General features: G+C 71.8%; 24 protein-coding genes. 11 read left to right on the top strand and 13 right to left on the bottom strand.

The window, feature by feature from the left end; all coding sequences use genetic code 11:
* Positions 1-120: 120 nt before the first annotated feature.
* Positions 121-1,650: an MDR family MFS transporter gene (locus ACQP00_RS05390; RefSeq protein ID WP_433215182.1), complete on the bottom strand. Its 1,530-nt coding sequence runs from the start codon at positions 1,648-1,650 to the stop codon at positions 121-123.
* 99 nt (positions 1,651-1,749) lie between these two features.
* On the opposite strand from ACQP00_RS05390, the gene ACQP00_RS05385 reads away from it, so the two are divergent.
* Entirely contained in the window at positions 1,750-2,406 is a 657-nt protein-coding gene (locus ACQP00_RS05385; protein WP_433215179.1) for a TetR/AcrR family transcriptional regulator, read from the top strand.
* Here the strand turns inward: ACQP00_RS05385 and ACQP00_RS05380 are convergent.
* From ACQP00_RS05380 to ACQP00_RS05350, 7 genes are all read right to left on the bottom strand, one after another.
* Positions 2,345-2,863: a GNAT family N-acetyltransferase gene (locus tag ACQP00_RS05380; protein WP_433215176.1), complete on the bottom strand. Its 519-nt coding sequence runs from the start codon at positions 2,861-2,863 to the stop codon at positions 2,345-2,347. The two genes, ACQP00_RS05385 and ACQP00_RS05380, sit on opposite strands and share 62 nt — an antisense overlap.
* A complete protein-coding gene (locus tag ACQP00_RS05375) occupies positions 2,860-3,075 on the bottom strand; it encodes a biotin/lipoyl-binding carrier protein (RefSeq protein WP_433215173.1) in 216 nt (71 codons plus the stop codon). The genes ACQP00_RS05380 and ACQP00_RS05375 overlap by 4 nt, the downstream gene beginning before the upstream one ends.
* A 92-nt stretch (positions 3,076-3,167) precedes the next feature.
* Positions 3,168-3,452, bottom strand: coding sequence for a mycothiol system anti-sigma-R factor (gene rsrA / locus ACQP00_RS05370; RefSeq protein ID WP_433215170.1), 285 nt, complete (start codon positions 3,450-3,452; stop codon positions 3,168-3,170).
* A 6-nt stretch (positions 3,453-3,458) separates the two neighbouring features.
* Positions 3,459-4,358: a sigma-70 family RNA polymerase sigma factor gene (locus ACQP00_RS05365; RefSeq protein ID WP_433215167.1), complete on the bottom strand. Its 900-nt coding sequence runs from the start codon at positions 4,356-4,358 to the stop codon at positions 3,459-3,461.
* A gap of 134 nt (positions 4,359-4,492) precedes the next feature.
* Positions 4,493-5,074 carry an alpha/beta hydrolase family protein gene (locus ACQP00_RS05360; protein ID WP_433215164.1) on the bottom strand — a complete coding sequence of 194 codons (582 nt, stop codon included), beginning with the start codon at positions 5,072-5,074 and terminating at the stop codon, positions 4,493-4,495.
* A 59-nt stretch (positions 5,075-5,133) separates the two neighbouring features.
* Positions 5,134-5,580: a WhiB family transcriptional regulator gene (locus ACQP00_RS05355; RefSeq protein ID WP_433215161.1), complete on the bottom strand. Its 447-nt coding sequence runs from the start codon at positions 5,578-5,580 to the stop codon at positions 5,134-5,136.
* Between the two features lie 168 nt (positions 5,581-5,748).
* The gene (locus tag ACQP00_RS05350; protein WP_433215158.1) at positions 5,749-6,468 is read right to left on the bottom strand and encodes an SOS response-associated peptidase; all 720 of its coding nucleotides are present in this window, start codon (positions 6,466-6,468) and stop codon (positions 5,749-5,751) included.
* Between the two features lie 77 nt (positions 6,469-6,545).
* Between ACQP00_RS05350 and aroA the strand changes: the two genes are divergently transcribed.
* Together aroA and rsgA are read left to right on the top strand one after the other, a co-directional pair.
* A complete protein-coding gene (aroA, locus tag ACQP00_RS05345; RefSeq protein ID WP_433215155.1) occupies positions 6,546-7,802 on the top strand; it encodes a 3-phosphoshikimate 1-carboxyvinyltransferase in 1,257 nt (418 codons plus the stop codon).
* A 49-nt stretch (positions 7,803-7,851) separates the two neighbouring features.
* On the top strand, positions 7,852-8,838 hold the full coding sequence (rsgA, locus tag ACQP00_RS05340; RefSeq protein WP_433223713.1) for a ribosome small subunit-dependent GTPase A: 987 nt from the start codon (positions 7,852-7,854) through the stop codon (positions 8,836-8,838).
* Here rsgA and ACQP00_RS05335 read toward each other — a convergent pair.
* Positions 8,815-9,351 carry a DUF2087 domain-containing protein gene (locus ACQP00_RS05335; protein ID WP_433215152.1) on the bottom strand — a complete coding sequence of 179 codons (537 nt, stop codon included), beginning with the start codon at positions 9,349-9,351 and terminating at the stop codon, positions 8,815-8,817. The genes rsgA and ACQP00_RS05335 overlap by 24 nt on opposite strands.
* Before the next feature lie 52 nt (positions 9,352-9,403).
* Here ACQP00_RS05335 and hisN point away from each other — a divergent pair, with 52 nt between their 5' ends.
* From hisN to ACQP00_RS05305, 6 genes are all read left to right on the top strand, one after another.
* Positions 9,404-10,222, top strand: coding sequence for a histidinol-phosphatase (gene hisN / locus ACQP00_RS05330; protein WP_433215149.1), 819 nt, complete (start codon positions 9,404-9,406; stop codon positions 10,220-10,222).
* 82 nt (positions 10,223-10,304) lie between these two features.
* A complete protein-coding gene (locus ACQP00_RS05325; RefSeq protein ID WP_433223711.1) occupies positions 10,305-11,177 on the top strand; it encodes a hypothetical protein in 873 nt (290 codons plus the stop codon).
* Positions 11,178-11,329: 152 nt separating this feature from the next.
* On the top strand, positions 11,330-14,335 hold the full coding sequence (locus tag ACQP00_RS05320) for a putative bifunctional diguanylate cyclase/phosphodiesterase (protein WP_433215146.1): 3,006 nt from the start codon (positions 11,330-11,332) through the stop codon (positions 14,333-14,335).
* Positions 14,336-14,373: 38 nt separating this feature from the next.
* Positions 14,374-15,672, top strand: a complete 1,299-nt coding sequence (locus ACQP00_RS05315) for an aminotransferase class I/II-fold pyridoxal phosphate-dependent enzyme (RefSeq protein WP_433215143.1) — start codon at positions 14,374-14,376, stop codon at positions 15,670-15,672.
* Positions 15,669-16,946, top strand: a complete 1,278-nt coding sequence (locus ACQP00_RS05310; RefSeq protein WP_433215141.1) for an MFS transporter — start codon at positions 15,669-15,671, stop codon at positions 16,944-16,946. Before ACQP00_RS05315 ends, ACQP00_RS05310 begins: the two co-directional genes overlap by 4 nt.
* Positions 16,943-17,326, top strand: coding sequence for a YybH family protein (locus ACQP00_RS05305; RefSeq protein WP_433215138.1), 384 nt, complete (start codon positions 16,943-16,945; stop codon positions 17,324-17,326). Before ACQP00_RS05310 ends, ACQP00_RS05305 begins: the two co-directional genes overlap by 4 nt.
* On the opposite strand, the gene ACQP00_RS05300 is transcribed toward ACQP00_RS05305, so the two are convergent.
* Entirely contained in the window at positions 17,319-18,134 is an 816-nt protein-coding gene (locus tag ACQP00_RS05300; RefSeq protein ID WP_433215135.1) for a hypothetical protein, read from the bottom strand. The two genes, ACQP00_RS05305 and ACQP00_RS05300, sit on opposite strands and share 8 nt — an antisense overlap.
* A 66-nt stretch (positions 18,135-18,200) precedes the next feature.
* Between ACQP00_RS05300 and ACQP00_RS05295 the strand changes: the two genes are divergently transcribed.
* Together ACQP00_RS05295 and ACQP00_RS05290 are read left to right on the top strand one after the other, a co-directional pair.
* Entirely contained in the window at positions 18,201-19,364 is a 1,164-nt protein-coding gene (locus ACQP00_RS05295; protein WP_433215132.1) for a thiolase family protein, read from the top strand.
* Between the two features lie 2 nt (positions 19,365-19,366).
* Positions 19,367-20,065, top strand: a complete 699-nt coding sequence (locus ACQP00_RS05290) for an SDR family oxidoreductase (RefSeq protein ID WP_433215129.1) — start codon at positions 19,367-19,369, stop codon at positions 20,063-20,065.
* On the opposite strand, the gene ACQP00_RS05285 is transcribed toward ACQP00_RS05290, so the two are convergent.
* The 3 genes from ACQP00_RS05285 to ACQP00_RS05275 all read right to left on the bottom strand — a co-directional run bounded on the left by ACQP00_RS05285 (position 20,066) and on the right by ACQP00_RS05275 (position 23,900).
* The gene (locus tag ACQP00_RS05285; protein ID WP_433215126.1) at positions 20,066-22,480 is read right to left on the bottom strand and encodes an Hsp70 family protein; all 2,415 of its coding nucleotides are present in this window, start codon (positions 22,478-22,480) and stop codon (positions 20,066-20,068) included.
* 22 nt (positions 22,481-22,502) lie between these two features.
* Positions 22,503-23,123, bottom strand: a complete 621-nt coding sequence (locus ACQP00_RS05280) for a Dps family protein (protein ID WP_433215123.1) — start codon at positions 23,121-23,123, stop codon at positions 22,503-22,505.
* Between the two features lie 219 nt (positions 23,124-23,342).
* Positions 23,343-23,900 (bottom strand): TetR/AcrR family transcriptional regulator, encoded by a 558-nt coding sequence (locus tag ACQP00_RS05275; RefSeq protein ID WP_433215120.1) that lies wholly within the window; start codon positions 23,898-23,900, stop codon positions 23,343-23,345.
* Between the last annotated feature and the right edge of the window lie 23 nt (positions 23,901-23,923).

Below are 23,923 nucleotides of genomic sequence, written 5' to 3'. Positions count from 1 at the left end.
GGGCTGCTCGGTCACGGTGCGTCCCTTCTAGCGATTGGTGCGCGATACTGCTCATAGTCTGGCAGTTTCGCGCACCAATCGCTAGTTCACGGGGCATATTCGCGCAGCCCGTGCTCGAAACTACCCTTCCTGCGCAATCAGCGTGCGTTCCGCCTCCTCGGCCGGCCCGCCGCGCAGCGCGACCTCGCGGATGAAGAAGGCGAGCACCGGTACGAGCACCGCGGCCACCGTCGACCACAGGAACACGCTCGACGTGGCGCCGGCGATCGCGTCGATCACCGCCGTGCGGACCGGGGCCGGCAGCTGGGCGAGCGTCTGCGGGTCGATCCGCGCACCCCCGCCGCCGCTGGCCAGCTTGTCCGCGGCCCCGGTGCCGAGCCGCTCGCCGAGGATCGCGTGCAGCCGGTGGTTGAAGATCGCGCCGAAGACGGCCACCCCGAACGCCCCGCCGATGGACCGGGCGAAGGTGGCGGTGCTGCTGGCCACGCCGAGGTCCTTGATCTCGACGCTGTTCTGCGCGATCAGCATCGTGGTCTGCATCAGGAAGCCCAGGGCCAGCCCGAGCGCCGCCATGTACAGGCTCGACGTGACCTTCGAGGTGTGCGGGCCGAGCTGGGCCAGCAGCAGCATCGCACCGATCATGATCGCGCCGCCGGCGATCGGGTAGATCCGGTACCGCCCGGTCTTGGTGATCGCCCGCCCGACCACCAGCGACGTGAGCAGCATGCCGGCCATCATCGGCAGCAGGAGCAGGCCGGAGTTGGTGGCCGAGGCGCCCTGGACGATCTGCTGGTAGAGCGGCAGGAACGTGATGGCCCCGAACATCGCGAAGCCGACCAGGAACCCGAGCAGCGCGACCAGCGTGAAGTTGCGGTTGGCGAACACCGACAGCGGCACGATCGGCTCCCGGTGGCGCCGCTCGACCAGCACGAACGCGACCAGCGTGAGCACCGCGAGGACGCCGAGGCCGCGGATCTCGGCCGAGCCCCAGGCGTACTGCGACCCGCCCCACGTCGTGATCAGCACCAGCGCGGTGACGCCGATGGACAGCAGCAGCGCGCCCAGCCAGTCGATGCGGTGCTCGGTGCGCCGCTTGGGCAGGTGCAGGGTCAGCGCGAGCAGGATCAGGGCCGCGCCGCCCAGCGGCAGGTTCACGAAGAACGCCCAGCGCCAGTTCGCGTGGTCGGTGATGAAGCCGCCGACGAGCGGCCCGCCCACCATGGCGACGGCCATGACCGCGGCGAACTGTCCCTGGTACTTCCCACGCTCCCGGGGCGGCACCAGATCGCCGAGGACGGACATGGCCCCGACCATGAGCCCGCCGGCGCCGAGGCCCTGGAACGCGCGGAAGCCGATCAGCTCGGGCATGCTCTGCGCGAACCCGCACAGCGCCGAGCCGAGCAGGAACAGCGCGATCGAGGTCATGAACACGGTCTTGCGGCCGTAGAGGTCGCCGAGCTTGCCCCAGAGCGGGGTGGAGACCGTCGTGCCGAGCACGTACGCGGTGACCACCCACGAGAGGTGGTCGACGCCGCCGAGGTCGCCGACGATGCGCGGCATCGCGGTTCCCACGATCACGTTGTCGAGCATGGCCAGCATGATGGCCATCAGCAGGCCGGGAAGGACGACCTTCACGCTTTTCTCCGGCATCTGAACTGCACCCCCGAACTTACTTGTCGACCGGCTAGTTGACTGACTAGCCGTACGGTAAGCTGGTTACTAGCCGAGCGTCAAGTAGGATTGGTGGCGATGGGGCCGAACGAGGAGAGCAGCGCCGCGCGGGTCGTCCGCGGCCGCAACCGCATCCGCACCGACGAGACCGACGGCGCCGACGCGCGGGCGCACATCCAGCGCGTGGCCCTCGACATGTTCACCGAGATCGGCTACGACAAGACGTCGCTACGGGAGATCGCCGAGAAGCTCGGGGTCACCAAGGCCGCGCTGTACTACCACTTCCCGACCAAGGACGACATCGTCACCAGCCTGATCGAGCAGCGCATCGCGGCCGTCGACGCCCTGCTGGACTGGGCCGAGGCGCAGCCGCGCGACTCGGACACGCGGCGGGAGTTCCTGGAGCGCTACGCGGTGCTGCACGACGAGTTCGTGCACGAGAACGTGATCCGCTTCTTCGAGCGCAACCAGACGCTGATCAACACGCTGCCGGCCGGCCAGCGGATGCGCGAGCAGATGCTGCGCGTGTTCGCCCTGCTGACCGACCCGTCCGACTCGCTGACCCAGCAGCTGCGCCGGGCCCTCGCGCTGTTCTCCATCCACGCGAGCTGGTTCCTGCTGCGCGAGCGCCCGGGCACGCCGGAGGAGCGCCGGGCGGCGGCGCTGGAAGTGGCTAGTGAACTGCTGAGGTCGGCCGACGGGCCGGCAGGGGAAGGCGCAGACCGAGCAGGTTGACCCGCGGCACCGGCGACCAGTCCAGGGCCGGGTCGCGTTCGAAGCCGAAGCTCTCGTAAAGCGCGAAGGCCGCCGGGTTGTCGTCCCGCACGCAGATGACCACGGCGGCGCAGCCCAGCTCGGCGGCCCGGCCGAGGCACGCCCGCACCAGCGCCCGGGCCACCCCGCGGCGCTGGACCGCCGGATCGACGGCCAGGGTGCGGAACTCGGCCTCGCCGGTCTTGGACACCTCGGCGAACGGGCCGCCGGAGAGGGTGAACGTCACCGCGCCGCACACGGCGCCGTCGAGCTCGGCGACCAGGATGTCGGCGCCCGCGGCGCGGGCGGCCACGTCGGCCAGGACCGTGGCGTACGCCGGAGAGGCCTCCAGCTGCCCGTCGGCCCGATAGGCCTCGACGGTCAGCCGGGACACGGCGTCGTGGTCGGCCGGCGTGCTCATCCGGACCAGGAGGCTCACCCGATCACGGCGATGAGGTCGCCCTCCTGCACAACGTCGCCCTCGTGCACGGCGATCTGGCTCACGGTGCCGTCGGCCTCGGCGACCACCGGGATCTCCATCTTCATCGACTCGAGGATGACCAGGGTGTCGCCCTCGGTCACCTCGGCGCCCACCTCGGTCGTGATCTTCCAGACGTTGGCGACCATCTCGGCACGGATCTCGTCGGACATGCCAGCAGCATATCGGGGCGCCCCGGCGCCGCGCGGGGCCAAGAACGCGAAACGCCCGGCCGCGAGGGCCGGGCGGGAAAACGCGAGGGGAGCTACTCGGGGCGCAGCTCGCGGGAGTCGGCGTTCACCACGAACTCCGACAGCTTCGCCCGCAGGCGGGCCTTGAGCTCGGCCGGGGCCAGCTCGGACCCGCAGCAGCGGGCCACCAACGCCTTGACCTCCTGCTCGATGCCGAACTCCCGCAGGCACGGCGAGCACTCGTCGAGGTGCTCGCGGATCAGCGTGCGCCGGTCGTCGGCACACTCCAGGTCGAGGTAGAGGTAGACCTCGGCGAGGACGTCACCGCAGTCGGTTTCGTGCGGGTCTCCACAGCTCATCGGATCTCAGACCTCGCTCGGCTCAGCGGACGGGTTGCGGGTGAACCCACGGTCGGCAGCATAGTTCTCCAGCTGCCGGCGCAGGTTGCGCCGTCCGCGGTGCAGGCGCGACATCACGGTGCCGATCGGCGTGTTCATGATGTCGGCGATCTCCTTGTACGAGAAGCCCTCGACGTCGGCCAGGTAGACCGCGAGCCGGAACTCCTCCGGCAGCGACTGCAGGGCCTCCTTGACGTCGGAGTCCGGCAGCCGGTCCAGCGCCTCGGTCTCGGCCGAGCGCAGCCCGCTGGACGTGTGCGACTCCGCCTCGGCCAGCTGCCAGTCGGTGATCTCCTCGGTGGGCGCCTGGACGGGCTGACGCTGCCGGCGCCGGTACGAGTTGATGTACGTGTTGGTCAGGATGCGGTACAGCCAGGCCTTGAGGTTGGTGCCCGTCTCGAACTGGTGGAAGGCCGCGTAGGCCTTCAGGAACGTCTCCTGGACCAGGTCCTCGGCGTCCGACGGGTTGCGCGTCATCCGCAGGGCGGCGGCGTAGAGCTGGTCGATGAAGGGCAGCGCGTCGTGCTCGAACCGGACCCGCTGCTGCTCCGCGCTCTCGCTGCTCACCACTCGTGCGACCCCCACCCTCGAGCGCTCCCGCGCACCGCGCGAGACACGTCCGGTCGAGGATACGCCGAGTTCCTGTGCGCGTTCTGTGTTTGTGGCGCCCGTCAATCGCTCACGGGCGATCGGCTGCCACGACGAATCGGGCTCCGCGTCGGTCGCCCCCGGCCACGCCGGGCTGAACAGCAGCTCGCGGATCCGCAGGTCATCACGCTCGAGTGTTGCCACGCTCTGGTTCCCTCCGCTGACGGCGCCGTCGGCAGCGCCGCACGAACCGTGTAACGCCGGGACCCGTCCGGGCATTCCGCGTGACGACCGTTACCTGCCCCGGCGGCCGGTCGCATCGGGACCGGACCGACCGCCGGGAACAGGACGGGCCTGGGAGTTGTGGCAGCGTGACCGGTGCGCACCGGCCACATCGCGTGCAACGAGCCGGCCTAGCTCCCGGTGACGAAGGCCACGGCCGCGTCCGCCACCGCCGCCGGATTGCGCGACAGGGCGTGGGTTTCACCCCGAAGAACCGTCACTTGTACTCCCGGTGCCTCCCCCGGCACGCCGAAGGCGTCCCGGTCGCCGTTGAGGACCAGCGTCGGCACTCCGGTCAGCAGCTCGTCGGCCCGGGACTTGTCCGGCCGGCCCGGCGGGTGCAACGGGAACGCCAGCGCGAGGATGCGCTGGGCCCCGGCCTCCCGGGCGGTGCGGCACGCGACCCGCGCCCCGCTGGAGCGCCCGCCGACCACGAGGGTCGCGAAGTCCACGTTCTTGCGCAGCCGCTCAATGACCGCCAGCCAGGCGGCGTCGAGCTGGGCGGCCGGCGCGGGGGCCCGGCGTCCGGCCACGCGGTACGGCTGGGTCACCAGCGCCACCGCCACGCCGTGCGCGAGCGCCGCGTCGTGCACCGCGACCAGGTCGGCCGCGTCCACGTCGCCGCCCGCACCGTGGCCGAGCACGAGCAGCGTGCCGGCGAAGTCCTCGGGCACGTCGAGGCGGTACCGCGCGGGCCCGAAGGGTGTCGCCACCGACCGCCCGCCGCCCGGCCTGGACCGGGCGGCGGACTTCGTGGGTGTGGAAGGCGTCGTTACTGCGGCGCGCCCGCCCCGACGGGGTCGGGCTTCTCGCTGCACCGGCTCGCCCGCTGCAACGGCAGGATCGGCAGGCACGCCACCGCTCCGAACCGTGGATCGGATTGGCCGGGAAGCCCCGGCCGCTGCCCCTCGCTGCGCCATGCGACGAGCATCGCACGCCGTTCGCGAGGTGTTGTGGCTCCCCAGACGCCGTGGCAGTCCCCGACGTCCAGCGCCCACGCCAGGCACGCTCCCTGCACGTCGCAGGTGCGGCACAGCGCCACCGCGGCGTCGGCCGGCTCCGTCGGAGCCGGGAAGAACGTTTCTGGGTCGACCGCCTGACATGCGCCGCGGATTCGCCAGGCTCCGTCGCCCTGCTGTTCCTTGACGGCTCTGAGCAGTCGCGGGTCTCGCCGCGCGGCTGCGACTTCATGAGGGCGTGGCATCCTCGCCCGGGTCATACACCCACCTCCCCCGTGGGTCAAACGAACGCTAAGTGGATAGACGTCGGGATGCCCCCATCCGACATAGACCCACCGGCGCTGTGTTGTATCGCACTAACGTGTGCAAATACAAGAGTTCATCGGCCGATTCGCAAAAACGGCTGGAATTTTATCTGGACTTACAGCCTAAAAAAGGGTCAGATCGATCGGCTCGACATCGCTCGGCCGCAGCGGCGGAGCCGGAACTTTCGCGACCAGATCGGGCCCGTCGTTGCGGACATCGCCCACCCGCGCGCCTACGGGGCGTAATTCGAGCCGTGCGACGTGCGACGACGGCGTCGGCAACAGGAGGCTCGCATCCGCTTCCGCCGTCAGCCAATCCGACCATCGCTCCGCCGGCAACAGTAACGGCATGCGGTCGTGGATGAGCGCCAAGTCATCGACGGCCGGCGTGGTGATGATGCTGCATGTGAGGAGCCGGTCGTCGCCTTTGCCCCACACGGTCCACAGCCCCGCGAAAACGCACGGTTCGGCGTCGCCGAGGGTCATGAAGTACGGCTGCTTGGCTTTTCCGTCGCCCCGGACCCACTCGTACCAGCCGTCGGCGGGCACCAGGCAGCGGCGCCGCGCGAACGATTGCGCGAAGGCGTTCGACGATTCCACGGTCTCGACCCGGGCGTTGATCATGCGGGCCCCGACCTTCGGGTCCTTGGCCCAGCCGGGGACGAGACCCCAGCGGGCGGTGGACAGCACCCGGCCGCCCGCCGACTGGGAGACCCGCACCACCGGCACCGGGTCGGTGGGCGCCACGTTGAAGTCCGGTTCGAGGCCGTCGGTCTCGTCGGCCGCCTCGAACAGCGCGCTGAGGTCGACGTTGCTGCGCGAGGTCGCGTACCTGCCACACATGCCGCCACGGTAGCCGCGTCCCGTGCCATTCGCGGCCAGCAGTCGCTACATATCGAAACTGACCGCACACTGAGCGCGTGGATACGCACTTACTGTGGCCGGCTCCGACCGCGGCCGGCCCGCTCGACGCCTCGGTGCGGCTGCCGGGCTCGAAGTCGATGACGGCCCGGGCGCTCGTGCTCGGCGCCGTGTCCCAGGGCGCCAGCACCCTGCGGGCCCCGCTGCGGGCCCGGGACACCGAGCTGATGGCGGCCGGGCTGCGGGCGATGGGCTGTCACGTGTCGACCGCCGACGACAACCTGTGGCTGCTGCGCTCCCGGCCGCTGGAGGGCCCGGCCCGGGTCGACGTCGGGCTGGCCGGCACCGTGATGCGCTTCCTGCCGCCGGTCGCGACGATGTCCACCGGCGCGGTCTCCTTCGACGGCCTGCCCGCGGCCCGCCGCCGCCCGATGGCCCCGCTGATCGGCGCGCTGCGGTCGCTGGGCGCCCGGATCGACACCGACAACGGCCTGCCGTTCACCGTGCACGGCCGCGGGCGCATCGCGGGTGGCGCGGTGACCATGGACGCCTCGGCCTCCAGCCAGCTCGTCTCCGGGCTGCTGCTGTCGGCGGCGGGCTACGAGCGCGGGGTGGTCGTACGCCACGTCGGCGCCCCCGTCCCCAAGCCGCACCTGGACCTGACCGTGCAGATGCTGCGCGCGGCCGGCGCGGGCGTCGACGACAGCCGGCCCGACACCTGGTCGGTCGAGCCCGGCCGGCTCAAGGGACGCGCCTGGGACATCGAGCCGGACCTGGCCAGCGCGGTGCCGTTCCTGGCCGCCGCCCTGGTCGCCGGCGGCACCGTGAACGTGCAGGGCTGGCCGGCCGTGAGCAGCCAGCCGACCCGGCGGCTGCTCGACGTGCTGCGCCAGATGGGCGGGGAGGCCGCCCTGACCCCCCGAGGGCTCGTCGTGCGCGGCTCCGGCATGATCCGCGGGATCACCGCCGATCTGTCCAGCCTGGCCGACGTGTGGGCGGTGCTGGCGGCCGTCCTCGCGCTGGCCGACTCCCCCTCGCACCTGCGCGGCCCCGAACCGCCCGACCGCCTCGCCCGGCTGGCTTCGGCCCTCACGGAACTGGGCGCGGATGTCACCCAGGAGCCCGACGGCCTGCGGATCCGCCCGCGCCCGTTGCGCGGCGGCACCCTGCGGACCCACGGCGACCGGCGGCTGGCCCACGCCGGCGCGGTGCTCGGGCTCGCCGTCCCCGGCCTGCGACTCGACGACGTGGCATGCACCGCGAAGACGCTGCCCGACTTCCCCCGGCTATGGTCAACCATGGTGTCGGGACAATAAGGAGAGTCGGCTGGCTCGGAAGCGCGAGTACGACGAGGATGACGTGCGGGTGCGCCCCAGCCGGTCCTCGCGACCGCGCACGCGCACCCGCCCCAAGCACAGCGACGCCGTCGAGGGCCTGGTGATCGCGGTCGACCGGGGCCGGTACACCTGCCACGTCGCCGACACCGGCGCGGCCGTCACCGCCATGCGCGCCCGCGAGTTGGGCCGGCACGGCGTGGTCGTCGGCGACCACGTGCAGATCGTCGGCGACGTCAGCGGCCGGCCGGACACCCTGGCCCGGATCGTGCGCATCGACGAGCGCTCATCGGTGCTCATGCGCACGGCCGACGACGAGGAGGGCGGCACCGAGGGCCGCTTCGAGCGGGTCGTGGTGGCCAACGCCGAGCAGCTGGTCATCGTCAACTCGCTGCAGGACCCGCCGCCGCGGACCGGGTTCATCGACCGCTGCCTGGTCGCGGCCTACGACGCCGAGATCGACCCGCTGCTGTGCCTGACCAAGGGCGACCTGGCCGGCCCGGAGGCGGTGCTGGACTACTACGCCGAGCTCGACCTGCCGTACGTCCTCTGCCGCCCCGACCAGCCCCTCGACGACCTGCTCGCCGAGCTGCGGGGCCGGGTCTCGGTCATGATCGGGCACTCCGGCGTCGGCAAGTCGACGCTGGTCAACCGGCTCGTCCCGGGCACCGACCGGGCGGTGGGCGCGGTCAGCGCGGTCGGCAAGGGCCGGCACACCTCGACCAGCGCGCTCGCCCTGCAGCTGCCCGGCGACCTCGGCTGGATCGTCGACACCCCCGGCATCCGCTCGTTCGGGCTGGCCCACGTCTCGGCCGACAGCCTGCTGCACGGCTTCCCGGACCTGGTGGAGGCCTCGACGCGCTGCCCACCGAACTGCGACCACACGGGCGCGGGCGGCGAATGCGGCCTGGACAAGCTGGTGGCCGAGGGCGGCGCCGACCCGCGCCGGCTGGCCTCGTTCCGCCGGCTGCTGGCCTCCAAGGAGGGCACGCCGTCAGAGGACGACGGGCCCGCCTGAGCGCCAGTACTCGTTGGTGTCCCGGGACAACAGGTCGGCGTCGACGAGGTACCGCCGCAGCGCCGCGTGGTCGTCGTGCCAGGCGCGCAGGATCACGTTCACCTCGCGCTCGGGATAGCGCACGCCCGGCTCGAACGAGGACGCGATGTGCTCCAGCACCACCATCCGCTTGCCGTGCGCGGCCGGGATCTGGGTCAGCCGGCCATCCGTGATGAAGGTGCGCAGGATGAGGTCGCGCTGCCGGTCCGGGTCCAGCTGCGGCTGCGGCTCGGCCTGCGTCGCGGCCGCGCGCACGGCATCCTTGAACAGCTCCGCCGACGTGGCCAGCTCGCCCTCGGCCACCGCGAGCAGCCCGCCCTGCTGCAGGCGGCGGATGGCGGGCTCGACGGCGCGGGCCGGCAGCCCGGTGGCCGACTCGACGGCGCTCGGCGTGCGCGCGCCCAGGACGACCGCGGCGAACACCGCGAGACGGTCGGACTCGGCGAGCAGGCCGCACAGGGCTGTGGGAGTCACAAACGGCGACAGTACTGCCAGAAGGTGGCGATCGTCGGCTAAGTTTCCGCCCATGGCTCGCTACGCGGACGATCTGGCCCTCGCTCATCTTCTCGCCGACACCGCGGACGCGATCGCCGTGCCGCGCTTCCGCGCCCAGGATCTGCACGTGTCCGAGAAGCCGGACCTGACCCCCGTCACCGACGCCGACACCGCGGTGGAGAAGGCGCTGCGGGCCACGCTGGGCCGGGCCCGGCCGCGCGACGGGGTGCTCGGCGAAGAGTTCGGCGCGACCGAGGCCGCCGCGGGCCCGGGCAGCCGCCAGTGGGTCATCGACCCGATCGACGGGACCAAGAACTTTGTGCGCGGTGTACCGATCTGGGCCACGCTGATCGCGCTGATGGAAGGCAACCAGCCGGTCGTCGGCCTCGTGTCGGCCCCGGCGCTCGGGCGGCGCTGGTGGGCCGCGCTCGGCCACGGGGCGTACGCCGGACGCCACACGGCCGCCGCCACGCCGATCCGCGTCTCGTCGGTGTCGCGGCTGGCCGACGCGTCGTTCTGCTACTCGTCGCTCGGCGGCTGGGAGGAGGCCGGGCGGCTGGGTGCGATCCTCGACATCAGTCGGCGCACGTGGCGGCAGCGGGCCTACGGGGACTTCTACGGGTACATGCTGCTGGCCGAGGGCGCCGTGGACATCATGATCGAGCCGGAGCTGTCGCTGTGGGACCTGGCCGCGCTGGTGCCGATCGTGACCGAGGCCGGCGGCACGTTCACCGACCTGCAGGGCAACGCCGGCCCGGGCGGCGGCAGCGCGGTGGCCACCAACGGACCGCTCCACGAGGACGTGCTCACCCGTTTGGGCCATACCCGGTTGTCCGGTTTGTCCGGCTGAACCGAAAGGTCCGTATGCTCAGCACCCGCGCGGGGTCTATCCTGCCCGGGTGGCATCTTGGAGTTGGCTGTTCCTCGGCGCGATGATCGCCGCCTATGGCGTCGCCAATTTGCTGCAGTCCGTAGCCGCCGCGCGCACCGATCTGCACCAGGGCTTCCAGCCGATGCTGCTGCTGCGCCTCGGCCGCCACAAGTCCTACCTCGTCGGCGTGGCCTGCCAGTGCGCCGGGTTCGCGCTGGCCTTCTTCGCCCGCCGTGACCTGCCGCTCTTCCTCGTGCAGTCGGCCATGGCGGCCGGCCTGGGCGTCACGACCCTGCTGGGCGTGCTGATCCTGAAGTGGAAGCTGCCGCGTACCGAAATCGCGCTGTTATTGGCCCTGACCGTGGGCATCGCGGCGCTGGTGCTCGCGGCCAAGCCCGCACCCTCCCGCCAGCTCGGCGTCGGCGGCGTGATCGGCCTGATCGTGGTGCTCGTGCTGCTGGCGGCGCTCGGGTTCTTCGCCAGCCGCCTGCACGGCGCGCCCGGCTCCGTGGTGCTGGGCGCCCTGTCCGGCGTGGCCTTCGGCGCCGCGGCGGTGGCCTCCCGCCCACTGGCCTCGGCCGACTCGCTGGGCCAGTTCGTCACGGATCCGCTCTCGTACCTCCTGATCGCCCACTCCCTGGTAGGCCAGTTGCTCCTGGGCCTGGCGATGCAGCGGGGCTCGACGACCGCTGCGGTGGCCGCCATGGACGCGGCGGGCGCGGTGCCGGCCGCCCTGGTCGGCCTGCTCCTGCTCGGCGACGGCGTCTGGCCGGGCCGCGAATGGCTGGTGGCGGTGGGGTTCGTGGTGACCCTGTCGGCGGTGATCGGCCTGAGCTTCTACGCCGAGCCGCAGCACCACCACAAGACGGCCGAGGAGTGCGAACCCTCCTCCGCCGGCCTGGCGTTCAGCGCGCCGCGCCGCTCCGCGCGCTGACGCTGACCTGACCCGTCCTCCGTTCGGAGGACCCATCCGGCAACTCGGCCGACCCAGGCCGCACCCCGGTTCTCGTTCAGACTCCCTCCGCCTGACCGATCAGGGATTTCGCAAGCGCCCGGTCGGTGAGCAGGTGAGGGAGGCGAAACAACGTGCTGAAGAACAAGCTCAGTGCTTGGTTCGCAGTCTGGATGGCGCTGCTCACCTTGGCGTTCTACCGCTGGCCCGAGCAGCACATGCTCTGGTGGGGCCTGATCGGCCTGTCCAGCGTGGCCGGTGTGGTCGTCGGGGTCCTCGTGCACAAGCCGAGCCGCCGCTGGCCGTGGCTGCTGCTCGCCGCCGCGCTGGCCGTCTTCGGCGCCGGGGACTTCCTCTACAACCTGCTCACCGACGTGTTCGACATCCAGAACCCGTTCCCGTCGGTGAGCGACGTGCTGTACCTGGCGATGTACCCCCTGCTCGCCGGCGGCCTGCTCGGCTTCATCCGCTCCCGCACCGGGCGCAACAACCGTGACAGCCTGATCGACGCGGCCACCTTCACCATCGGCCTGGCCCTGCTGTCCTGGATCTTCCTGATCGACCCGTACGTGCGCAGCACCAAGCTCACGCTGCTGCAGAAGCTGGTGTCGATCGGCTACCCGCTCGGCGACGTGCTGACCCTGGCGGTCTTCGCCCGCCTGCTCACCGGCGGCGTGCGCCCCAACGGCTCGATCAACCTGCTCGGCCTGGGCACCGCCGGCCTGCTGGCCGCCGACGTGGTCTACGGGCTCATCCAGCTCAACGGCTCCTGGCACGTGGGCGGCCCGACCGACCTCGGCTGGGTCCTGTGCTACTCGGCGTGGGCCGCGGCCGCGCTGCACCCCTCGATGAAGCAGATGACCGAGCCGACCCGGTCGAGCACCTCGGACCTCGGCATGCGGCGCATCGCGCTGCTCGGCGCCGCCTCGCTGATCGCGCCGGGCGTGCTGCTGGTGGAGGCGAGCGTCGGCACCGTCCGCGACGCCGCCGTCATCGCGGCCAGCTCCGGCGTCATGTTCGGCCTGGTGCTCGTCCGCCTGGCCGGCGTGATGGGCAACCACCGCCAGTCCCTGGCCCGCGAGCGGGAGCTGCGCGAGGCGACCACCACCCTGGTCGCCGCGGCCGACACCACCGAGGCGCTCGCCGCCGTGCAGACCACGCTCGAGCGGCTGCTGCCCGCCGACGCCGCGCACGTCGTCACGCTCGTCCGCGTCGGCGCCGAGGAGGAGCTGCCGGCCCCGGGCCTGGTGCGCGTCTCCGGGCTCGCCCCGGCCGTGCGGGCCGCGCTGCGCGAGTTCAGCTCGACGCTGCGCCACCCGCTGGGCGCGACCAACGACGTGCTGTACCTGGCCGCCCCGACCGAGGTGCTCCAGCTGCTCCAGCCGACGTTCGAGGTGCTCGCCGCCCAGGCCGCCATGGCCCTGGAGCGGATCACGCTGACCGCCGAGGTCAACCGGCGCAACAGCGAGGCGTACTTCCGCACCCTGATCCACAACACGTCCGACGTGATCCTGATCGTCGACGACAACGACGTCATCCAGTACGCCAGCCCCTCGGCCGGCGCGGTCTTCGGCGACGAGCGCCTGGCCGGGTACGAGCTGTGGGAGTTCGTGGCCGGCGACGAGCGCGCCCGCACGGCCGAGCGCCTCGGGCAGGTCCGCTCCGGCCTGCACGACCACGACGTGCTGGACGTGCGCGCCGAGCGCGTCGACGGCTCGGCCCTGCTGGTCGAGGTCGACTGCCGCGACCTGCGCGACGACACCACCGTCGGCGGCCTGGTGCTGACCGTGCGGGACGTGACCGAGCGCCGCCGCCTGGAGGAGCAGCTGATCCGGCAGGCGTTCCACGACTCGCTGACCGGCCTGGCCAACCGGGTGCTCTTCGGCGACCGCGTCGAGCAGGCCGTCTTCCGCGGCCAGCGGGACGGTTCGCTGGTCGGCGTCCTCTTCATCGACCTCGACGACTTCAAGATCGTCAACGACACGCTCGGCCACGCCGTCGGCGACGAGCTGCTGCAGGCCGTGGGCGAGCGGATCAGCGCCGAGCTGCGCCCGACCGACACCGTGGCCCGCCTCGGCGGCGACGAGTTCGCCGCGCTCATCGAGGCCGACTCCATCGCCGACCTCGAGCTCGCCGCCGAGCGCATCAACATCGCGCTCGCCGAGCCCTTCGCCGTGGCCGGCGAGTCGGTCAACGGCATCAGCAGCATCGGCCTGTCCACCACGATCGACGCGAACTCGGCCGAGGAGCTGCTGCGCCAGGCCGACCTCGCGCTCTACGTGGCCAAGGGCGCCGGCAAGGGGCAGTGGCGGCGGTACCAGTCCGACCTGCACACCGCGGTGCTGGAGCGCCTGGAGCTGCGCGCCGCGCTCGACCAGGCGGTCAAGGAGAGTCAGTTCGTCCTGCAGTACCAGCCGATCGTGGATCTGGAATCCGGCGTGCCGCTGGGCTTCGAGGCCCTCGTCCGCTGGAACCACCCGACCCGCGGCATGATCGCGCCCGGCCATTTCATCGAGGTGGCCGAGGAGAGCGGGCTCATCGTGCCCATGGGGCGGATGGTGCTGCAGCAGGCGCTGAACACCGCCGGCCGCTGGCAGCGCTCCACCGCGCCGGGTGCGCTGCGGTACATCAGCGTCAACGTCTCCGCGCGCCAGTTCCGCACGCCCGGCTTCGTCGAGGAGGTGCGCCAGATGCTGCGCGCCTCGGGGGTCGCGCCCGGCACGCTGCTGCTGGAGATCACCGAGAGCCTGCTGCTGCGCAACGACGACACCGTCCGGGCCGACCTCGACGCGCTGCGGGCGATGGGCATCCGGCTCGCCATCGACGACTTCGGCACCGGCTACTCGTCGCTGTCCTACCTGCAGCACATGCCGATCGACGTACTGAAGATCGACAAGTCGTTCATCGACGACATGTTGTCCTCCACCCAGCAGCGCGCGGTCGTCACCGCGATCGTGCAGCTGGCCCAGACCTTCAACCTCTCGGTCGTCGCCGAGGGCGTGGAGGAGGCCGGCCAGCGCGAGGCGCTGCAGCAGATCGGCTGCCCCTACGGCCAGGGCTACCTCTTCGCCCGGCCCCTCTCCGAGCCGGAGGCATTCGCGCTCATCCCGAAGACCGCGCCATTCGCCGCGATGGCGTGAACGGAATGTTGTTCTCAACCATGGAAGGTAGTTCGCACATGACTGTCCACCCGCTGCACAGCACCCAGGCCACCCAGGGCACCCAGGGCACCTACGTCCGCCGCGACGGGCGCTGGGACGACCTCGAGCGTCTGCGCAACACCAGCCCGATGTACGACGCCGTGATCGAGGAGATCGACGGTCGCCGCATCCGCGTGGGCAACCACTGGCTGACCGACTGGGCCTCGTGCAACTACCTCGGCTTCGACCTCGAGCCGGAGATCATGGACGCCATCGACCCGTACGTGCGCACCTGGGGCACCCACCCCAGCTGGTCGCGGCTGCTGGGCAACTCCAAGCCGTACATCGAGATCGAGGAGCGCCTCACCGAGCTGCTCGGCGCCCCCGACACCCTGCTGCTGCCGACCATCACCCACATCCACATGTCGGTGATCCCGATCCTGGCCGGCGACGGCACGATCTTCCTCGACTCGCAGTCGCACAAGACCATCTACGACGGCTGCATGTACGCCAAGGGCCTCGGCGCCACCGTCCAGCGCTTCCGCGCGGGCGACCCCGAGCACCTGGCCGAGCTGCTCGCCCAGGCCCCGGCCGGCAAGGCCAAGCTCATCGCGATGGACGGCGTCAACAGCATGACCGGCCTCGCGCCCGACCTGGCCCGCTTCGCCGAGGTGGCCCGGCAGTACGACGCGCTGCTCTACGTCGACGAGGCGCACGGCTTCGGCGTCATCGGCGAGCGGCGGCCGGACGAGACCTCGCCGTACGGCTCGCGGGGCAACGCGATCGTGAAGTACGCGGGCGAGACCTACGACAACATCGTGCTCGTCGGCGGCTTCTCGAAGTCGTACTCCTCGCTCATGGCCTTCCTGGCCCTGCCGACCTGGCTCAAGAACCACCTCAAGGTCGCCGCCCCGCCGTACCTGTACTCCGGCCCGTCCCCGACCGCCTCGCTCGCGACGGTCATGGCCGGCCTGGAGGTCAACGAGAAGCGCGGCGACGAGATCCGTGCCGACCTGTACCGCAAGACGATGCGCGTCCTCGACCACGTGCGCGCGCTCGGCGTGTGGACCCCCAACACGGGCGCCACGCCGATCATCGAGCTGCCGCTGGCCCCGGGCGAGGACATCGCGAAGGTCGGGCAGTACCTGTGGGACCAGGAGACCTACGTGACGCTGGCCGCCTACCCGCTGGTCCCGCGCGACCAGGTGGGCTTCCGGATCCAGGTCACCGCGGCCAACACCGACGCCGAGATCGACCAGCTCAACGGCGTGCTGACGACCCTGGCCCAGGCCGGCAAGCTGCGGCGGGAGGCATTCGGTCTCGGGACCGCGGCTTGAATCACGCATTCGTTCCCAAGCACCGGGCCCGGCGACAGCTGCCGGGCCTGCTGATCCCCCTGCGCAACCGGGACTTCCGGCTGCTGTGGACGGGGATGAGCGGCTCGCTGATCGGCGACGGGATCCTGCTCGTCGCCATGGCCTGGCAGGTGTACTCCCTGTCGGACGCGCCCGCGGCGATGTCCGTGGTCGGGTTCGCCCTGACCCTGCCCCAGGTCGCCACGCTGCTCTTCGGCGGCGTGATCAGCGACCGGTTCGACCGGCGCAAGATCATGCTCGCCACCGACGTCGTGCGCGGCGTGGTGCTGACGGTCCTCGCGGCCCTCAGCCTCACCGGCGCGATCCAGGTGTGGCACATCGTGGCGCTGGTGGCGGTGTACGGCGCGGCGTCGGGCTTCTTCGGCCCGGCGTTCGACGGGCTGGTGCCGACCCTGGTGGACGAGGAGGAACTGGTGCAGGCCAACGCCCTGGACCAGTTCGTCCGCCCGGCGGCCCTGCAGATGGCCGGCCCCTCCCTCGGCGGCGTCCTCATCGCCGTCGCCGGGAGCGGGCTGGCCTTCGCCATCGACGCCGTGACGTTCGTGATCTCGGCCACGTGCCTGCTGCTCATGCGCACCCGGCCTTCCAGCGCAGTCGCTGAAGCGCCGGAGGCCTCGGTCTGGGAGGAGTTCAAGGCCGGCATGAACTACGTCCGCGGCAACGTCTGGCTGTGGGGCACCTTCGTCGCCGCCACGTTCGCGTACCTGCTGTTCATCGGCCCCACCGAGGTCCTCCTGCCGCTCGTGATCAAACACGAGCTGCACGGCACCGCCGGCGACCTGGGCCTGGTCCTGGCCAGCGGCGGCGTCGGCGCCATCGCGGCGGCCCTGATCGTGGGGCAGCGGGGAGTACCGCAGCAGTACATGCGCTTCATCTACATCACCTGGACCCTGGCCACCCTGGCCGTGGCGGGCTACGGGATGGCCACCGCGTCGTGGCACCTGGCCATCGCCTGCGCCCTGGTCAACGGCCTGGAGGCGGCCGGCACCATCGCCTGGGCGACGGCCAAGCAGCGCCTGGTCCCGGCGGAGCTGATGGGTCGCGTCTCGTCCGTCGACTGGTTCATTTCCATCGCTCTGGTACCGCTCAGCTACGCCATGGCCGCGCCCGTGGCCAACGCCATCGGCGTCCAGAACACCCTCATCGGCGCGGGTGTCCTGGGAGCCGCGGTGACCCTGGCCTTCCTCTACCTCCCGGGCATGCGCTCACCCAAGCAACTGGAGCTGGCCGCATGAACGACGTGGTGGAAGTGGTCGACCGGCTGGGCCGGGCCTTCCTGTCCCGCGACGTGGCGGACGCACTCGCCTGTTTCGTGCCCGACGACGACATCACGTACGTCGGCTCCGAGGCCGGCGAGTGCGCCACCGGCCGCGACGCCGTGCGGGAGCTCCTGGCGGGGCTCTTCGCACGGCCCGCGGCGTACACCTGGCAGGCGACCTCGGTCACGGTCCACAACGTCCCGGGCGGCGCCTTCGTCATCGCCGAGGCCGACGGCCGCGAACACACCGACGACGGCAAGGTGGAGCCCTTCCCGTACCGCATCACGGGCCTGCTCTCCCGCCGCGGCTCGGGTGCCTGGCTCTGGCGCGCCGTGCAGGGCTCGGAACCTACCTGAGGACCAGGTCGCCGCAGGTCTCCTCGTCCGGCAGCAGCGGCCGGAAGCCGACCTCCCAGCGCGCATCCCCGGAAGTCCAGGGGGTGCGCGCGTTGGCGTTCGCGGCCGCCGCCAGCACCGGCCCCGCGTCCGTGACCAGGCAGTGCACGCCCGACAGGGTGCGCATCGGCTCGCCCGGGAGCGGCGCCCGGCCCGGCCACGCGACCGGCGGCGGCGCCGCGGGCAGGCCGTCCGGCCGTTCCTCCCACGGATGCGCCACCGCGGCCATCGTCGCCGGCCGGTAGGACGCGGGTTCATCCAGATTCAGGTCCCGCAGCGACTGCACGAAGTCCGCGAGCCGCCCGCGGGCCCGCTGCTGGGACTGGGTCAGGCTGTCGTCCTCGATGCCGAGGGCCGGTGCGTCCGAGGCGACCAGGCCCGCCGCGGTGCGGACCGTGATGCGGGTGGAGCCGGCGTCCATCACCTGGGGTACGCCGAGGTCCGCGCCGTTGCCCACGCCGGCCTCCAGGGCGTCCTCCAGCAGGTCGCGCAGGCGGTCCGGCGAGATATGGCGGACCTGGGCGTTCGGGAGGGCCGGGCCGGGGTAGATCTCGCGGACGGGGCCGGCGGTGATGACGCGGCCGTCGCCGTACATGCTGAACTCCGGAAGTGCGGTGGCCGCCGTTTCCGCCGGGATCATCCCGCCCGAGGTGCGGACCTGCAGCATCAGGTCGTCCGGGGCGAACGCGGCCGGGGGCTGGCCGGCCACCTCGGCGCCGCAGCCGGTCAGCAGAAGGGCGGTCGCCAGGATCAGGCGGGGCAGCTTCATGGCGGTTGGACGCGGCCCGCCGCCGCGCGGTTCCCGCGACTGACTAACAGTGTTAGTTTTAGGGCTATGCGAACCGTGTACTTTGCCGCAGCTCGGCGAACGCCGATCGGGAAGCTGCGGGGGGCGATCTCCCACGTCCGGCCCGATGATCTCGCGGCGGCCGTGGTCAGGGAGCTGGTGTCGGGGATCGACCCGGCGCGTGTGGACGAGGTCTACTGGGGCGCGGCCAACCAGGCCGGCGAGGACAACCGGAACGTGGCGCGGATGGCGGTACTGCTGGCGGGCCTTCCCGAGAGCGTGCCCGGCGCGACCGTGAACCGGCTGTGCGCCTCGGGCATGGAGGCCGTCACCGTCGGGGCGCGGGCGATCGCGTCGGGCGAGGCGGACATCGTCGTGGCCGGCGGGTCGGAGTCGATGAGCCGTGCGCCGTTCGTGCTGCCGCGGCCCGACGACGCGCTGCCGCAGACCATGGCCGTGGCCGACACGCGGCTCGGCTGGCGGCTGATCAACCCGCGCATGCGCGAGCTGCACGGGCTGCTGAGCATGGGCGAGACGGCCGAGGAGGTCGCCGCGCGGTTCGGCATCGGGCGGGAGCGGCAGGACGCGTTCGCGCTGCGCAGCCACCAGCGGGCCGGGGAGGCGACCAGGAACGGGCACTTCGCCGGCGAGCTGCTGCCGATCGACGGGGTGGGCGCCGACGAGGGCATCCGGGCCGACACCAGCCTCGAGAAGCTGGCCAAGCTCAAGCCGGTGTTCCGCCCGGACGGCACGGTGACCGCGGGCAACTCCTCGCCGCTCAACGACGGCGCGGCCGGGCTGCTGCTGGTGAGCGAGGACGCGCTGCGCGAGTTCGGGCTGGAGCCGCTGGGCCGCTACGTGGCCGGGGCCTCGGCGGGCGTGCACCCCGACGTCATGGGCATCGGTCCGGTGCCGGCCACCCGCAAGGCGCTCGCCCGGGCCGGCTGGACGATCGGCGACGTGCGGCAGGCCGAGCTCAACGAGGCGTTCGCCGCCCAGGTGCTCGCGTGCGCCGACCAGCTGGGGCTCGACCCGGAAATGATCAACCCGGACGGCGGCGCGATCGCGATCGGGCACCCGCTCGGCTGCTCAGGCGCGCGCATCCTCACGACGTTGCTGCATCGCATGCGGCGCACGGGCGACTCCCGCGGCCTCGCGACCATGTGCGTGGGTGTCGGTCAAGGCTCGGCGGTACTGGTGGAAAGGGACTGAGCATGCGCTTCGAAGGCAAGACGGCGGTCGTCACGGGCGGCGCGCAGGGCATCGGAGCGGCCACCGCCGCGCTGCTGCGCGACCAGGGCGCCCACGTGGTGGTGCTGGACCTGAAGGCGGCCGACGGCGTCGTGGCCTGCGACGTCACCGACAAGGCGGCGGTCGACGAGGTGTTCGCGGGCATCGGCCGGATCGACATCCTGGTCAACAACGCCGGCATCACCCGGGACAACCTGCTGTTCAAGATGCCGTACGACGAGTGGTCGGCGGTGCTCAACACCAACCTGACGAGCATGTTCCTGTGCTGCCAGGCGGCCCAGAAGGTGATGGTCCCGGCGAAGTACGGCCGGATCGTCAACCTCAGCAGCCGCTCCGCCCTGGGCAACCGCGGCCAGGCCAACTACGCCGCGGCCAAGGCCGGCGTGCAAGGGCTCACGGCGACGCTGGCGATCGAGCTGGGCCCGTACAACATCACCGTGAACGCGGTCGCGCCCGGCTACATCGCCACCCCGATGACCGCGGCCACCGCCGAACGCGTCGGCAGCACGGCCGAGGAGCACCAGGCCGCCGTGGCCGACCGCACGCCGCTGCGCCGGGTGGGCCAGCCGGAGGAGGTCGCCGCCGTCATCGCGTTCCTGGCCAGCGACGAGGCTTCCTACGTCTCCGGCCAGACCCTCTACGTCAACGGCGGCGCCCGCTAGTTACGACAGCACCAGATCCACTTCGGCGACGTCGCCGGCCTGGCGTTCCTTGTGGTTGCCTAGGTCGACCACGCGGAGCTTGAACGTGCCCGTGGCGTCCTTCTTGACCTGGAAGGCGAGTTCGGTCCCGACGGCCTTCTGGCCGCTGCTGAGCGCCTCGTTCGGCGCGGTGTCGGGGCCGAGCTCGGAGCCGTCGGGCTGGCCGAGGCGGAAGTGCTCCTGGCCCACGTACTCGCTCGAGTTGCCCTTGTACTGGATGTCGACCTTGCAGTACACGACGCGGTAGCCCTTCTTGGCCTGGCCGTGGTAGTCGAAGAAGCCGCCGCGCAGGTCGCAGGTCGTGAACGTGGCGGTGATGTCGTGGACGGTGACCGCCTTGTCCTTGATCAGGTTCACCGGCTCGAACGACGTGACCGCGCCGCCGCCCAGCGGGATCGTGGGCTGCTCACGGTCGGCGTCGCCGAAGATCAGCTCGCCGGTGTTGAGCGCGGTCTTCAGCGGGTCGTACAGGCTGAAGTCGATGTTGTAGTTGCTCTTCTGGCCGCCGGCGACCGTGGTGCTCTCCCGCACCTGGCCCGTGTACTGCTGGCCGCCGATGTTGAGCACCGCGGTCAGGTACGGGCGGTCGTTGTCGGTGCCCAGGTTCTCGATCACGACGTCGGTCCAGAGCTTGAGCTTGTCCTCGTCGCTCGCGTCGTACGAGACCTTGCCGACGGTGATCTTGAACTGGCCGAGCCAGACCGACTTGTTCACGTCGACGGCCTGGGTGGCCGGGCCCGGCTTGGCGTTGCCGGTGCTCTTCGCGCCGCCGTTGCCGCCGCCCCCGTTGCCGGTGACGCCGCTGCCGCCGCGGCTGCCACTGCCGGCCGTGTTGGTGTCGTCGGGCTTGTCGTTGCCGACCGCGTTCCAGGCGACCACGCCGCCCACGCCGAGCAGCAGCACGGCGGCGACGATGATGCCCACCAGCACGCCGACGTTGAGCCCACCGGACCGCGGCGGCGGCTGGACCGGGCGGAACGGCGGCGCGACCGGGCCCTGCGGCGCGATCGGGGGCGCCGCCCCGAACACCGCGGTCTGGTTGGGCGGCGCGCTGGTCGGCGGCGACTGGGGCGTGGCCGCCGACTGGAAGGACATGGCCGAGACCGGGGCCGGCGGGGCGGACGAGGGCACCCCGGGCACGCCCGAGACCGGCATCGTCGTGGCCGGGCCGGAGACCGGCGCGTTCGGCGGCGGGACCGGGATCGGGACCGGCGCCATCGGGCCCCGGTTGCCGATCGACGGCGGGCGCGGGCCGGGAGGCGGCGGCGGGCCCTGCGGGAACGGCGCCGGGCGGGCGGGCATCGCGGCCAGCACGCTCCCGAGCGCCACCACCAGCTCGGGCTGCTCGATCAGCGTGGGCGCGACGCCGAGCCGCTGATGCAGCAGGGTGCTGACCATCGGGATCCGGCTGGAGCCGCCGACCAGGAACAAGCCACCGATCTGATCGGTACGCACACCCGCCCGCTGCAGTGTGCCGGCGGTGAGGTCGACGGTGCGCTGGAGGTACGAGCGCGACAACTGCTCGAACTCGGTGCGCGTCAGGTGGATGTCGGTCTCGAACAGCGGCAGGTGGATGCTCGCCGTGGAGGCCCGGGAGAGCTGCTCCTTGGCCGAGCGCACGTCCTCGCGCAGCAGGTGGGTGCGGCGGCGCCCCGCGTCGTCGGACGGCTCGACCAGCTGCCGCCAGCGGTCCGGGTCGGTCGCCGTGATCGTCTGACCCAGGTGGCCGATGATCGCCGCGTCCAGGTCGACGCCGCCCACGTCCGGCAGGCCGTCGCTGGCCAGCACGTCCCAGCCGCCGTCGGGGCGGCGGCGCAGGATCGTCGTGTCGAACGTACCGCCGCCGAAGTCGTAGACCACCAGCACGCCGCCGGGCGGGATGTTGCGGCCCAGCACGGTGGTGAAGTACGCGGCGGCCGCGATCGGCTCCGGCACCAGGATCGGCGACGGCATGCCGGCCCGGGCCGCCGCGTCGGCCAGCACCGAGCGGCGGTGGGTGGCCCAGTTCGCCGGGTAGGTCAGCACGGTGCGCACCGGCATGATCCCCAGCACCCGGGACGCCTCGTCGGCGGTGCGCCGCAGCAGGGCCGCGAGCAGGTCCGACACGTTGAACTCGCGCTGGCCCAGCAGCACCGTACCGTCGTCAATCCGACGCTTCGGATTGGGCTCGAAACGGGACGGATCGAGCCGGGCACTGCGCTCGGCATCCCTGCCGACGAGCAGGTGCCCGTCGACCTCGGCGTACACCGACGACGGCAGCAGGAAGCTGGCGTCGAACAGCAGCGGCTGGCTACGACCGTCGGCGGCGGTCAGCGCGGCGACCGTGTGGGTGGTGCCCAGGTCGACGCCCAGCTGCGACTCGATATGCCTCGTCACGCCGACACGGTAGCGCCTCCGCTCAACGCCGTCCGTTCGCGGCTGCCCTCGACTCCTCCTCGGTGCGCACCAGCGGGGTGTCGACCAGGTGCTCGGCCAGGAACCAGGCCTGCAGCTCGTTGGTCCGGATGATGTCGGAGACCAGCAGGTCGTTGGTGCCGTCGTCGCCCATCTCCATGACCTTGGCCGCCGCGTCGTGAGCCTCGGTGAGGATCATCTCGTGCGCCTCGAGCATCCGCGACAGCATCGCCGGCACCTCCTCGGCCCCGTCCGGCGGCCTCGGCACCCTGGTCAGCTCGGCCACGTGCCGCGGGTCCCCCACCGCGATGCCGCCCAGGGTCTGCACCCGCTCGGCGACGGTGTCGATGAGCTCGATCTGCTCGCCGGCGTGCTTGTCGAGCAGCAGGTGGAGCTGATAGAACGTCGGCCCGCGCATGAGCCAGTGATGCTTCTTGTACAGCGCGAAGAGAATCTGACTGTCCGCGAGCACCTGGTTGAGCCGCTCGCAGGAGTACCGGCGCGCATCGAACGACAGCGCGACCGGGAACTGGCGCATCTGACCGAAGCGCTGGATCTCGGTGCCCTGCTGATGGAGCCAGGGCTGGCTGGAGGTATGGCTGGCTTTCTTCTTGGTGGCTGGCATGACGCGCCCTGTGCCCGAACCACGCGATTCAACCCTCACCCGGCACGGTGACTCGGCGGCTCTTTGATACCGCCGCTTCCTCTGCTTCCTCGCGGCCGCGTGGTTTCATCGTCTGCCCGGCGCGGTCCCGCCGTCGCTTCCGTCGCTTCCTCGCGGCCGCGTGGTTTCATTGCCCGCCCGGCGCGGTGCCTCCGTCGCTTCCGCGCGGACGCGGGGTTTTCATCGCCCGTCCTGCGCGGTGACTCCATCGCGAAGCAGGCGGGTCAGGCGGCGCGCCCGCGCGGCATCGCCGGCCGTGATGGCGGCGCCTGAGACCAGCGTGAGCAGGTCCAATGCGGTCACGCCGGGCCGCAGCCGGTCCGCCGCGCGTTCGACCAGCGCGGACGCGGTCGCGTTGATCGCCGCGTGCCACTCGTCGAAGCGGGCGGTCCGCCGTCCGGTCGGCCCCTCGGTCGCGGCCAGGGCGAGCGGCCGCTTCGTCGCGACATGCTCCACGAACGCATCGAGCCAGTCGAACAGCGCCACGAGCGGGTCCGCGGCCGCCAGCAGCTCGTCGCCGTGCCGGCACAGCGCCGCGACCTCGTCGGCATAGACGGCCACGAGCAGGTCCCCGCGCGTCGGAAAGTGCCGGTACAACGTCGCATTACCGACACCGGCCCTTCGCGCGACCTCATCGAGCGCGACGTCGTTGCCGCCCTCCGCGATGAGCGCACGGGCGGCTTCCAGGAGGCGCGCGGCGTTGCGAGACGCATCCGCGCGCGGGCGAACCGGGGACATCCCCGGTTATGCTAGTCGAGCCA

Origin of the sequence: Dactylosporangium sp. CS-047395 (assembly GCF_050942185.1) — a bacterium.
Lineage (GTDB): Bacteria > Actinomycetota > Actinomycetes > Mycobacteriales > Micromonosporaceae > Dactylosporangium.
Note: the sequence above shows the minus strand (reverse complement) of the source record. Positions and strands in the feature narration are given on the sequence as shown.